Genomic DNA, 13022 nt, shown 5'->3' with positions numbered 1-13022 from the left:
ATTATGGAAGTTTTATGAGTGAAATTTCACTATTTTGTAAAATTTCACCTTGATCAGGGCTAGTTATCAACACAAAATCACTCTTTAATATATGATTTATCATGCCTGAGCCATATTTTCCGCCGTCAGTTGCTATAAATTTGCCATCAGCTACATTGCCAAAAACCGCATTTGCTCTGCCTGATTTTACCTTTAAATTTTCGCTATTTATAGCTTTTTGCGTCACAAAACACTCACTTTTTAGAAGTGGCAAAACAAGCATCATCGTGCAAAGATAAGCAGCCATAGGGTTGCCAGGCAAGATAAAAACAAGCCTGCCATCTTTTTCGTAAGCCTTACAAGGTCTGCCAGGTCTTATGTCAAGGTGCGAGAAAATTTCGTTGTATCCAAGCTCGCTTAGAGCTATCTTCATAAAGTCAGCCTCACCAGCGCTTGCTCCACCAGAGCAGATAACGATGTCGTAGTTTGCAGCATTTAAAAATGCCTTTTTTACAGCGCTTAACTCATCTTTTATGATGCCAAGATATGAGCTTTTTTGACCGATTGAACTAAGAAGTGCAGCGATGCCAAGTGCGTTTGCATTATAAATTTCATCCTCGCTAGCTCTTTGCCAAGGCTCGATGATTTCGTTGCCACTTGAGTAAATTCCAACACTAGGCTGCTTTTTCACATCTATAAAGCTTATGCCCTGAGCTGCAAGCATCATCACGCTTCTTGTGTTTAAAATTTCACCACTTTTTAGTAAAATCTCACCAACTTTTGTCTCTTCGCCTTTAAAGCGGTAAGCCTCGCCTTTTTTAAGCTTAGTTGGCGCTTTTACAAACTCACCATCAACCACGCAATCTTCAAACCTCATGACCGTATCAGCGCCCTTTGGCATCTTAGCACCTGTCATTATCTTCACGCATTCGTTTTTGCCGATAGCTAGCTGCTCTTTATCGCCTGCAAAGGCACTTGCAATGATCTTATATGGCTCATCTTTTTCATCAAATTTAACAGCAAATCCATCAAGCGCTGAGTTGTCAAAGCAGGGCAGGTCTTTGACTGCTATCACGTCATTTGCTAAGGTTTTGCCAAGAGCCTCGCTAATGGGTAAAATTTCGCTCTCATTTTTTGGTTTAAATTTAGCTTTTAAAGCCTCAAGTGCGTCATTTACTAGCATTTTTACTCCTCAAGCCTAACTATTTTTGCCCCAAGGCTTTTAAATTTCTCCTCCAGTCTCTCATAACCTCTATCAAGATGGTAAATTCTATGCACCAAGCTCTCGCCATTTGCGATAAGAGCGGCTAGTATCAGCGCTGAGCTTGCTCTAAGGTCAGTCGCCATGACATCAGCTGCATTTAAAGTTGCAGGGGCATAAACGCTTGCGATGTGACCATTTAGGCGGATATCAGCGCCCATTCTAGCTAGCTCACTAACGTGCATAAAGCGGTTTTCAAAAAGCCTCTCATCTATCGTGCTAACGCCGTTTGCTGCAAGACAAAGCGCCATAAACTGAGCCTGCATATCGGTTGGAAAGCCTGGATACTCAGTCGTTCTTATCTCGACTGGTTTTATCTCATTTGTCGGCAAAATCGTGATCTTATCGCCGTCTATTTCGATACCAAAGCCCATCTCTTCAAATTTATTTAAAATGGCCGTCATGTGCGCAGCATTTGCCTTTGTGACTGAAATTTTGCTATTTGTGATAGCTCCAGCGCAAAGATACGTGCCAGCCTCGATCCTATCAGGGATGACTTCGATATCGCAAATTTCAAGCAGTTTTTGACCACTACCAGTGATCTTTAGCTCGCTCGTGCCTATGCCTTCGATCTTTACACCACTTCTTGCTAAAATTTCACAAATTTGCACCACTTCAGGCTCAAGCGCGACGTTAAAAAGCTCTGTCGTGCCGTGTGCTAGTGCTGCTGCCATGATGATGTTTTCGCTGCCAGTTACGGTGATCTTATCAAAAACTATCTTTGCGCCTTTTAGGCCATTTGGCGCGGTTGCGACAACGTAACCTTGCTTTATCTCGATATTTGCGCCCATTTTCTCAAGTGCGCTTAGGTGCAGGTCTATTGGTCTTTGTCCGATCGCACAGCCTCCAGGAAGGCTTACTTCGCAGTGTCCAAAGCGCGCTAGAAGCGGACCAAGCGTCAAGATAGAAGCGCGCATCTTTCTAACGATGTCGTAGTTTGCCGTGGTTGAATTTACACTGCTCGTATCGATACTTAGTGAGTTTTCATCTTTAAATTCACACTTTGCTCCAAGATTAACTAGCAACTGGCAAAGCGTCTTTATGTCAGCAACATTTGGGATATTTGTTAAATTTATCTTATTTTTAGCAAGTAGGGTTAGGGCGATGATAGGTAGGGCGGCATTTTTGGCTCCGCTGATCTTTACTTCGCCGCTTAATTTGGCATTGCCTTCTATTTTTAGATAGTGCATCATTATTTTTTGCCTTAAGAAAATATATTTTTTGCCGATTATATTGTTTTTAAACTTAGAGTAAAGAAAACAGGGCGCTATTTTCGCTTTATTTACATTTAAGAGTTAAAATTACGAAAATTAATTATTTTGGATAAAAATATGTTAAGTTTAATAAATAAAAGAATATTTTTTGCACTATCCGTTGCACTTTTTACAGGTTGTTCTTTCACCTCAAATGAGCCTAAAATCCCACAAAATGACTATAATCAAACCGCCTCTACAAATGGTGACTTTAGCAGACAAACTTCAAGTGAGCTTTTAGACGAAGATGACGGCAGAGCTGATAAAGAATTTGGTTCATTTTTTAAAAAATACTTAAACACTAGAGCAGGGGGTGACTGCTCAGGCTTTGTCTCTATCGTAAATGCAAAATATAAAAATATGTATTTTGATGAAAAAACTATCAATAACTACTACAGCAAGGGTGGCAGAAAGTCAAAAGCCATCTACAACTTCTATGAAAGCCAAAATTTGATCACTCATAAAAATCCAAAAAAAGGCGATCTTATCTTCTTTTCAAACACCCTTGGCAAAGGCATACAAAAAAATAAAGACAAGAAAAACGTCACTCACGTCGGCATCGTAACAGCCATACTCCCGGACGAGACGGTGAAATTTATCCATAACTCTGGCGGCAGGATCATCCACAGCTATATGAATTTAAAACAAAAAAACACACACCTAAAGGGCGACAAAGAGATAAATAGCTACGTTGTAAGATGTTCAAACGCTAGCTGCCTAGCGGCAAATAGATTTGCTGGATATGGCAAAGCTAAGTAGTCCAGCTACATTTGCGCTTATCCTTTTAAATTTAGCTGCATTTTTTGGCGTCACCTTTCTGCATTCGCGTGAGCTATGGCTCGCGCTTGGCTTAAATATCTATTTTTTAGAAAAACTCTATATATTTCAGCCCCTCACATCTATCTTTATACACGCAGGCACAGCTCACCTGCTCATGAATATGCTCTTTTTATATCAAGTTGGCACGATGAGCGAGCTATATCTTGGCACGAAAAAATTTATCATTTTTTATATCGTTGGCGGCGTTTTGACGCAAATTTTAAGCTTTATTTATATATATTTTGCATTTGAAAATGAGAAAATTATAAATTTAGTCGGTGCAAGCGGAGCTTTGTGTATGCTCTTTGGCATGCTGGCGACCTCGTTACTTTACTCAGACAAAAAGGCGTGGTTTGGCTACTTTGCCATCGTTGTTGCCATGAGCTTTTTTCCGCTACTTATGGGCATAAATGTCGCATGGTACGCGCACTTTATAGGCTGGACTATCGGCTGTTTGTATGCTAAATTTTACTTAAAGAGAGCAGATGAGATTTTATGATGAGATCTGGGACATTTTAAACGAGGGCGACGTAGAGCTTAAATTTTTAAAATTTGAGCTATTTTACGAGAAATTTAGATCAAATTTGGATATTTGTTTTGATGAAATTTCTGCGCCAAATGAGCTAACTACCCCATGCTACGCTAAATTTTGCGACGTTGTTAGCATGAAAGAGCTAAACAAAAAGGTAAAACCAAAAGATAAAAACCTAAATTTCATCCACTCAGTCGCTCACATCGAGTTTAGCGCTATCGACATCGCGCTTGATGCTTGTTATAGATTTAGGGGACTGCCAAGGGAGTTTTACGAGGACTGGCTGGAGGTGGCTGAGGACGAGATCAGGCACTTTTGCATGATAGAAAATTTACTCACAAAGCAGGGCGGCAGATACGGCGAGCTAAGCGTGCATGACGGCCTTTTTATCGCACTTCAAAAGACTTCAGATAGGCTCACTAGCCGCATGGCGCTACTACCAAGATATATGGAGGCAAACGGGCTTGATGCAAACGCTCACATCATCAAAAGACTAGAAGCTGAGGGCGGGCAAGATGAGCTCATTGAGTGCCTAAAAGTCATCTTAAAAGAGGAAGTTTCTCACGTTTATAAGGGCGATAAATGGTTTAAATTTGCCTGCAAAAAAGAGGGCGTCGATGAGAAAAGCTACTTTGACATCATTTTAAATTTATATCCAAATTCATTTAAAAGCATTAGAGAGATCAACGAAAAAGACCGCTTAAAGGCTGGATTTAGCGAGGAAGAGCTTAGTTGGATAAAGAATTTCTCAAAGGAGAGATTATGAGCAAAATTTACTTCATAAGGCACGCAAAAGCAGTTGATGAGAACAAAGACGGCGCAAAAGACGCTTCAAGAGAGCTTAGCCCAAAAGGAAAAGAGGACGCTAAATTTATGGCTAGCAGGCTAAAAATGTATGATGTGATGCCAGGAGCTATCTTTTCAAGCAGCGCTAAAAGATGTGAGCAAACAGCAAAAATCATCGCTAAAACTTTAAAATTTAAAGAAAAATCCATAGAGATAAAAGACGAGCTTTACGACATAAGCTTTGAGGATCTTTTGGAGTTCGTAAGAAATTTGGATGAAAATTTAGATGAAATTTTCATCATCACGCACAATCCAAGCATAACTGAAATTTGCGAATACCTAAGCGACTCATCGATTGACAATATCCCAACTTCAGGCATTTTTTGCATTGAGTTTGAGTCTGAATTTAAAGAGCTAAAAGAGGGCAGTGCAAAAGCTTTGTTTTTTGACCACCCAAAGAAACATCAAAGATAAGTTTTATTAAAAATCCGCAAATTTTAAAATTTATCACTCTAGTTTTTTAAAATTTAACCATTTCAAGTTCAAATTACCAAGCATAAAAGCAAATTTAAAATCAACCATAATTGCAATGCCAAAATATGAGAAAAGGTAAAATGCAAGGTATTTTATATATTTTGTATTGAAAACTGTAATTTTCAAATTGATATTTTAAAATCTTTATTCTACTCGTTTGAAAGTTTTAAATGGCTAGATTTGGCTATATTTTGTATTTTATCTTTTGTGTGATCTAAATTTATCCATTAAATTTGGCGTAAAAAAATTTGTAAGAAAATGAGTTAAATTTTACACTTTTCAAAAATTATAAAATTTGCATTTATCTTATACATAACTTAAAATTTGATCTAACCTATTTTGAAAATGGCGAGCGAGAGTTACCTTGAGAGCTTGTGGTTCTTGCTCTAAAAAGTAGCACGACCTTGAAAAGCCGCGATAAATGTAAATAAAGTGGCTTGCTTGAGATGGTATTTTTTTGAGGCAAATTTAATCCAAAGCGAGTGTTTTTCCAAAAAGCTGATAAGGTGATCATATGCGTGCTAAATTTAAGAGCAGTATAAAAAAATAAGAACAATGCATGATTTTTGTTCTTGTGCGCCAAATATTGATAAATTTTAAAGTAAGGAGTTAATTTTGCCATTCAAAGGCAACTTATAAAACTAAAAAATTGTTTTTGTATGTCAAAGAGTTATCTTTTGCGTTAAATTTTTAGATTTGAGCGATCTTTCGTGCTAAATTTAAGAGAAAGTAGTTAAATTTACTATGAAAACACGCCTGAAAACTATTTTTTTAAAGCCTAATTAAATTTTATCGTCAATAAGCGTGCGGATATCTAATGTGAAGTTTTTGGGCATAAATATAGGTGAGTCTAAAATTTTAAGTACGCCGTCATCAAATGAGAGAAATTCCACTACTCTTTTGCGCTTGTTATCAGTTTTTATGCTCATATCGGCTAGGCGAAGTATCTTTATGATCTGCATTTTATCTGCCGTCCATTCACAAAAAGCTAGAAATTTAGAGTCGTCTGAAAACAAAAAGCAAGCTGTTGCCCTGTCGCTAAGTAAAATTTGATCGGCACAGTCATCTTTAACTAAATTTTGATCCAAATTTGATAGAGTTTTTGCGTGGTTTAAGAGCTCGTTTTTTAAATTTAGATAGTGCTCGCCATTTATAAAAAGTCGTAGCTCGCCAATGGTTGGAGCGCCCATAGCGACCTCGCAACCTACAAATTTGGCGCTAAATTTGTCATCGTTGCTACACGCGTTTGCCTCGTAGTCCCAAGCTGAACTCATAAATTTACCTATTAAATTTGCCAGCCATGGCTTTGTAGATATTTAGCTCATCTTGTAAGAGTGTGTATTTTGCTTTTAAAAGCCCTATTTTGGCCTCCAGCTCGCTGTTTTTCGCCTCTAAAAACTGCTTTAGCTCGACCTTGCCATAAGAGTATTTTAGCTCGTAAATTTTTGAAATTTCTTCGTAGTTTTTTATCTGCTCTTGGTAGTTTGTAAGTAGTGCTTCGTCATTTATGTAGCTCTTATAAAATGCGTCTATCTCGTTTAATGCGCTATTTAGAGTGCTTATGTAGTTTAGCTTTGCAAGCTCGAAATTCGCCTCGCTAACCTTTAAATTTGACTTTAGCTTGTGGTAGTTTAAAAATGGCAAATTCAAAGCGATGTTGCCATTTAGAAATTTAAGACTGAAAGCTTCCTCTTTTTTGTCGGTGCTGCTTTTGAGGCTAGCTCCTAGCGTGATGGTCGGATAAAACTCTTTTTGGCTCGCTTTGTAGTTTAAGATGCCCTCTTCTATGCGGAAAATGGCCGCTCTTAGATCAGGTCGGTTTGCTATGGCGCTTGTTGGCACATCTAGATCAACGCCCGCACTTTTTACAGGACTTAGCGTGAGACCTTCAAATTTAAGCTCAAATTCTGGCCTCTCATTTAGCAAAATCCTAAGCGTTTTTTTAGCACTCAAAAGCTCTTTTTTGGCACTTTCTATCTTATTTTGAGCGCTTAAGAGCTGTGAGTTTATCTGTTTTAGGCTTAACGCCTCCTCTTTGCCAAGCTTAAATTTAAGCCCAACTATCTCATTTAACTCATTATAAATTTCTAAAATTTGCTCATAAGTTTTTATGCTCTCGTTTAGATATAAAATTTGAAAATAAGCGTCTGCCACGGAGTTTATGACGCTTAGTTTGCTAGCCTCCAGATCAAATTTAGTTGCCCTTGCTTCAAACATCGCTGCGTCTTTGCTATCTGCTAGCTTTTGCCAAAGGTCAAGCTCGTAGCTAAGCCCTATGCTTGAGCCAAAACTTCTACTAGAAGCGTCGCCCTCTTTTATGTTTTTGCTACTTGTTGCCTCAAAACCAGCGTTAAAGCTTGGGATTAAATTTGCCTGCAAAACGCCAGATTGAGCGAGCGCTTTATTTACATTTATGGCAGCTTTTGCAAGGTCGGTGTTGTTTTTAAGAGCAAGCGCTATAAGCTCATCAAGGTAGCTTTGATGATACTGCTTCCACCAAGAAGTGTTTAAATTTAGCTCGCTACTGGCGTTATCTTCAAGTAAAATTTGCTTGTAGTTTTCATCTATATTTTTAACAGCACAGCCGCTTAAAACGAGCACCAAAGCTAGGCTTAGAAATTTCATATTACTCCCTTGAAAGCGCATCTATTGGATTTAGTTTTGAGGCGTTTTTGGCAGGCATGTAGCCAAAGATGATGCCAATCGCCATCGATGTGACAAGTGCAAGCACGATCGAGCCGTTTGAAAAGATCATGCTAAAGCCGTTTAAGAAGTTGTTAAAGATGTAGCCGATAGCGTAGGATAGGACGATGCCGATGGCTCCGCCGATAAGGCAAAGTAGCACCGCCTCTATCAAAAACTGCTGCAAGATGTTGCTCTGTCTAGCTCCGATCGCCATTTTTATGCCTATCTCTTTGGTGCGCTCGGTGACTGAGACTAGCATGATGTTCATGACGCCTATGCCACCAACTACGAGCGAGACGACGGCGATGCTTGAGATGAGCAGGCGCATGGTCGAGATGGTCTCTTCGATCGTTTGCTTGATGCTGTCTGAGTTTCTTGTAAAAAAATCCTTTTTGCCGTGCTTGATCTCTAAAAGCTCGGTTAGTGTTTTTTCGGCGATTTGCGCATTGACGCCCTCATTTACTTTGACGGTGACCGAGCTTATAAATTTATCTCCAGTGACCTTGTTTAGCACGGTCGTGTATGGGGCGTAAATTTTAAGCGTGCTTGAATCGCCCATCTTAAAATCATCCTTTTGCAAAACGCCGATAATGCGAAGTGGCTTTTTGTTAAAAAGTATGATCTTGCCGATAGGATCATCATTTTTAAAGATGCTATTTTTGGTGTTTTGATCGATTAGCGCGACTGAAGCTGAGTTTAAAACCTCGTCATCATCGTAAATTCTGCCCTCTTCTAGCTTTAGCCCATTTACATCAAAGCTCCCTACCCCGCCACCTTTTAGGCTCGCACTTAGCGAGATATTTTCATAGGTTAGCACGCCTGAAGTGCTTGTATTTGGCGTGACTGAGTCTAAAAAGGACTGCTTGGCAAGCATGTTTGCATCGCTTATGGAGAGCGTTTTTACCTTGCCTGAGAGCATATCGCCAAAGCCTTTACCTGGCATGATGTCGATCGTGTTTGTGCCGATCTTTCTGATACCAGCTAAAATTTGCTCCTGCGAGCCTTTGCCAAGGGCAACGACGCTAATTACCGCGGTGATACCTATAATAATGCCAAGCATCGTTAAAAGCGATCTTAGTTTGTGTGCTAGCATCGCATTTACCGACATTTTAAAGCTCTCTATTAGCTGGTCTTTATAGTAGGTAAATTTGCTCTTTTCCGGCTGAGTTTGCTTGCTTGCTTCATAAATTTTGCTATTTTTGACATTGTCGCTTACGATGTTGCCATCTTTTATCTCGATCACCCTACTCGCATACTCTGCGATCTTTGGGTCGTGCGTGACGATGATGATGGTGTGGCCTTTTTTGTAAAGATCAACTAAAATTTCCATCACCCTTAGACCACTTTTGCTATCAAGCGCGCCAGTTGGCTCGTCTGCTAAGATGATCTCACCACCATTCATCAGCGCCCTTGCTATGGAGACCCTTTGCTGTTGTCCGCCTGAGAGTTTATTTGGTAAATTTTTCGCTTTTTCGCTAAGTCCAAGCGAGCCAAGAAGCTCATTAGCTCTTTTCTCTCGCTCGCTCTTGTTTGCCCCTGCGTAGATGCTTGGCAGCGCTACGTTTTCAAGGGCATTCATCGTGCTAAGCAGGTTGTATCTTTGAAATATAAAGCCAAATTTATCCCTTCTAAGCTTGGCAAGGGCGTCGCTATCAAATTTTGATATATCTTTGCCATCAAGCAGATACTGCCCGCCACTTGGGCTGTCTAAGCAGCCAAGGATGTTCATCAGGGTTGATTTACCAGAGCCAGACTGACCGATGATGGCTATAAACTCGCCCTTTTTTATCTCTAAATTTATGCCATGCAGGATCTCTATCTCATTGTCACCTAGCTTAAAGCTTTTGGTGATGTTTTTTAGGCTTATCACTTAAAACTTCTTATGTTCTTTTGCGATCATCTTGGCGATCTCGCTTGATGAGCCTTGAGATGTGATGATCTCGTCATTCTCGTTTATGCCGCTAATGATCTGCGTATCGAGGTTATCTTTTATGCCAGTTTTGACCGCTGTTTTTACTGGCTTACCATCTTTTAGCACATAGACAAAAGTGCCGTTTTCATCTTTTTTGATGCCGATGCTTGGCACGATGATGGCGCCCTCGACGTTTGCTATTAAAAGCTCGTTTTGTGTGGTCATGCCTATTCTTAAAATTCCATCTTTATTATCAACGATGCTTTGCGCGTAGTAATAAACCGCCGAGCTGCTGCTAGAGCTACTCGAATATGAAGACTTACTGCTGCTGCTTGAGCCGTAGCTGCCATCACTTAGTGTGGTAAGCCCAGGATCGATCGAGCTAACAGTCGTTTGAAATTTCTTCGTTGGCTCAGAGAGGATCGAGTACTCAACTGGCGTGCCGACTTTGATCTTTGTGATATCGCCCTCTGCTATTTGCATCTTCATCTTTACATGGCTAAGATCAGCGATATTTACGATAGTTGGCGTAGTTTGGTTGGCATTTACAGTCTGGCCCTCCTCAACCTGCACGCTTACAACCGTGCCATCTCTTGGAGCGGTGATCTTTGTGTAGCCTAAATTTATCTTAGCGGTGCTTAGCTCGATATTTGTCTGCTTGATCTGAGCTTCAAGCTCTTTTATCTTTGCGCTATTTGCACTATATGTGTTTTTTGCGCTTTCAAATTCTTGCTTTGAGGTGGCGTTTTTAGAAAAGAGCGCGTTTTCTCTATCAAACTGCGTTTTGGCGATATTTAGAGCCACTTTTGCGCTTTCAAGCTGGGCTTTGTAGATAGCAAGCTGAGCCTCTTTATTGTCTATGCTATTTTGCTGGGTCGAGCTATCGATACTTGCGATCATATCGCCCTTTTTTACCTGATCTCCAAGCTTAACATATAGCTTTTTTATCTGACCGCTCACCTGAGCTCCCACGTCGATTAGCTCGGTAGCGAAAATCTCTCCAGTCGCATCGACCTTTTTGTTAAATGAGCCCTTCTTTGCCTTTTTGGTGATAAACTCCACCTCTTCTTCTTTTACCTTAAAAAATTTATCATAGACGAAGTATCCGCCGACGCCTAAAATAAGCAGGATTATTAAAATTTTAGTTTTTTTCATCGCTTCTCTTTGTAAAAAATTGGTAAATTCTACTTCACAAGAGTAAACACTCTTTAAGCTTCCTCTTTTGCCATGCCAGCCTCTATCAAAAACCTGCTTGGCTGATAATTTACCTTCTTTATCTTGTCGTATTTTGCATAACTTAGATAGAGCTCATCTTTTGCTCTGGTAACTGCTACGTAAAAGAGCCGCCTCTCTTCTTCTAAGCTGCCGCCCATGCTCATTAGCTTTAAATTTGGAAAGCGGTTTTGCGCGAGATCGACGATGAAAACTTGGTCAAACTCAAGCCCCTTGCTCGCATGCACGCTAAGCAAGCTAACGCCCTGCCCTTCGCTCATCTCGTTGCTTCCAAGGGCTAAGAAGTTGTAAAATTTACTGATATCTTGATACTTTTTAGCTAGCTCGCTTAGCACCACGCTCTTTGCCATTATGCGTTCTTTGACCTCTTCTTTGAGCGCCAGATCAACATTGCCATTTTTTAGAGTTGCCCTTTTTGTGCTGATGTTTTCGACGATTAACGAGTAAATTTTGCTAGTTTTTATCTCATTTATCATCGTGGCTGGCTTTGAGATATTTCTCATGCCTCGTAAAAAGTTGTAAATTTCATATAAAAACTGCGCCCCACTCTCGCTTAGCTTTTGTAGTTTTAGCACAGGGTGTCCTAGAAATTTATCGCTAAAGCCAAGCTTAGAAAACCTTGAAACCTCGGCAAATTCATCAAGGTCATCAAAAAGGCCTAGCTGGTAGTTTCGCCTTTTGTTTGATGAGATATTTACGCTCTCATCTGGCTCAACTATCCCTTTTATCAAATTTCCATGCCCAAGCTTAAGCAGTGCGTCAAAAATTTCTTTGCTAACTGCGCTGCCAACGCCTTTTGCGTATTCGCAGATGTGGATAAATGCCATTATATCTTTTGGATTGACATAAATTCCCATGATGTCGATGAGCGCTTTGATCTCGCGGCTCTCAAAGAAGCTCACCCCGCCCTTTCGCTTTGAGCCGATGCCTCGCTCTTTTAGCGCGACCTCGATGCCGTCCGCTGATGAGTTATTTCTAAAAATTATGGCGATATTTTCTCTATTAAATGGCGAAAACGAGATGATGTCGGCGATATTTTGATACTGGTCAAAAAGTTCGTTATAGACAAGTAGCCTTGGAGGCTTGAAATTTCCCTCACGGCTCACGGTTAGGTGCTTTTCATAAAGCCTTGGATTGTTATTTATGACCTTGTTTGCAAGGGCAAGTATGCTTGAGCTTGAGCGGTAATTTACATTTAAAGCGTAGATATTTGCATTTGGGAAGCGATCTTTAAATGAGCCTATTATCTCGATATTTGCGCCGTTAAATGCGTAGATACTCTGGTCAAAATCGCCCACGCAAAAGAGGCTCTTTGTCTTAAATGCGTCTATGAGGCTGCCTTGAAGAGTATTTGTGTCTTGATACTCATCGATCAAAATTTCATCATAAACTAAATTTGCCCCCTTTTTTAGCTCGTCGCGCATTTTGATAAGAAGGTCGTTAAAATCAGCGTAAGAAAATTTAGTCTTTTCAGCCTCAAACTCCTCTAAAACATCTTCATAAATTTCAGCATAAACGCCCTGCTCTTCACTCTTCTCACTTATCCATTTGCCAAAAGTTGTGCCTTGTTCGCTATTTTGAAAGAGCGAGTAAAGATCGTATAGATAGGCTCCGCCGTAAGGTTTGACGTCGCTTAAATGGTAAAATTTACGCCTCTCAACAAGACTTTTTAAAAGCGTCTTTAGCTCGCTTGGCTGCTTTAGCGTGACGCCTTTATCAAGGCTTTTTAAAAGCGAAAATGAGACCGAGTGAAAGGTGCCTGCGGTGATTTTGGAGGTGATTTGCTTGTCAAAATACCTATTTAAGCGCTCTATCATCTCGCTGGCTGCTTTGTTGGTAAATGTTAGAAGCAAAATTTTCTCTGGCTTTACGCCTAAATTTAAAAGATGAGCGATGCGAGCGACAATCGTGCTAGTCTTGCCAGTGCCAGCTGAAGCAATGATGAGATTGTGTCCAAATGGCGCAGTTGCGGCGGTGTATTGTTCTTTGTTTAACCTAGATAAGGGCATTGTTTCCTCTTTTTTAAAA

11 protein-coding genes are annotated in these 13022 nt (G+C 40.2%); 4 read left to right on the top strand and 7 right to left on the bottom strand.

Annotated features, from left to right (window positions below; genetic code table 11):
- Position 1: 1 nt before the first annotated feature.
- Both G6W43_RS02865 and murA read right to left on the bottom strand, forming a co-directional pair.
- Positions 2-1162: a molybdopterin molybdotransferase MoeA gene (locus G6W43_RS02865; protein WP_103617988.1), complete on the bottom strand. Its 1161-nt coding sequence runs from the start codon at positions 1160-1162 to the stop codon at positions 2-4.
- Positions 1163-1164: 2 nt separating this feature from the next.
- A complete protein-coding gene (murA, locus tag G6W43_RS02860) occupies positions 1165-2433 on the bottom strand; it encodes a UDP-N-acetylglucosamine 1-carboxyvinyltransferase (RefSeq protein WP_103617987.1) in 1269 nt (422 codons plus the stop codon).
- Between the two features lie 138 nt (positions 2434-2571).
- On the opposite strand from murA, the gene G6W43_RS02855 reads away from it, so the two are divergent.
- Genes G6W43_RS02855 through G6W43_RS02840 form a run of 4 tightly spaced genes read left to right on the top strand, consistent with a single transcriptional unit; the run spans position 2572 to position 5104 of the window.
- Positions 2572-3252: an NlpC/P60 family protein gene (locus G6W43_RS02855; RefSeq protein ID WP_103617986.1), complete on the top strand. Its 681-nt coding sequence runs from the start codon at positions 2572-2574 to the stop codon at positions 3250-3252.
- Positions 3236-3811: a rhomboid family intramembrane serine protease gene (locus G6W43_RS02850; protein ID WP_103617985.1), complete on the top strand. Its 576-nt coding sequence runs from the start codon at positions 3236-3238 to the stop codon at positions 3809-3811. Before G6W43_RS02855 ends, G6W43_RS02850 begins: the two co-directional genes overlap by 17 nt.
- Positions 3798-4610 (top strand): ferritin-like domain-containing protein, encoded by an 813-nt coding sequence (locus G6W43_RS02845; RefSeq protein WP_103617984.1) that lies wholly within the window; start codon positions 3798-3800, stop codon positions 4608-4610. The genes G6W43_RS02850 and G6W43_RS02845 overlap by 14 nt, the downstream gene beginning before the upstream one ends.
- Complete coding sequence (locus G6W43_RS02840) at positions 4607-5104, top strand: SixA phosphatase family protein (RefSeq protein WP_021086783.1); 498 nt, start codon at positions 4607-4609, stop codon at positions 5102-5104. Before G6W43_RS02845 ends, G6W43_RS02840 begins: the two co-directional genes overlap by 4 nt.
- An 842-nt stretch (positions 5105-5946) precedes the next feature.
- Here the strand turns inward: G6W43_RS02840 and G6W43_RS02835 are convergent.
- From G6W43_RS02835 to G6W43_RS02815, 5 genes are read right to left on the bottom strand one after another with little or no spacing between them, the layout of a single operon-like run.
- Positions 5947-6438 carry a flagellar protein gene (locus G6W43_RS02835; protein WP_103617576.1) on the bottom strand — a complete coding sequence of 164 codons (492 nt, stop codon included), beginning with the start codon at positions 6436-6438 and terminating at the stop codon, positions 5947-5949.
- Between the two features lie 4 nt (positions 6439-6442).
- Positions 6443-7789 carry a TolC family protein gene (locus G6W43_RS02830; RefSeq protein ID WP_103617575.1) on the bottom strand — a complete coding sequence of 449 codons (1347 nt, stop codon included), beginning with the start codon at positions 7787-7789 and terminating at the stop codon, positions 6443-6445.
- Position 7790: 1 nt separating this feature from the next.
- Positions 7791-9719 carry a MacB family efflux pump subunit gene (locus G6W43_RS02825; protein WP_103611988.1) on the bottom strand — a complete coding sequence of 643 codons (1929 nt, stop codon included), beginning with the start codon at positions 9717-9719 and terminating at the stop codon, positions 7791-7793.
- Positions 9720-10916: an efflux RND transporter periplasmic adaptor subunit gene (locus G6W43_RS02820; RefSeq protein ID WP_194169097.1), complete on the bottom strand. Its 1197-nt coding sequence runs from the start codon at positions 10914-10916 to the stop codon at positions 9720-9722.
- A gap of 53 nt (positions 10917-10969) precedes the next feature.
- Positions 10970-13003 (bottom strand): ATP-dependent helicase, encoded by a 2034-nt coding sequence (locus G6W43_RS02815; RefSeq protein ID WP_194169096.1) that lies wholly within the window; start codon positions 13001-13003, stop codon positions 10970-10972.
- Positions 13004-13022: the final 19 nt, after the last annotated feature.

The organism is Campylobacter concisus, assembly GCF_015229965.1.
In the GTDB taxonomy this organism is placed as follows: Bacteria; Campylobacterota; Campylobacteria; order Campylobacterales; family Campylobacteraceae; genus Campylobacter_A; species Campylobacter_A concisus_BD.
Note: the sequence above shows the minus strand (reverse complement) of the source record. Positions and strands in the feature narration are given on the sequence as shown.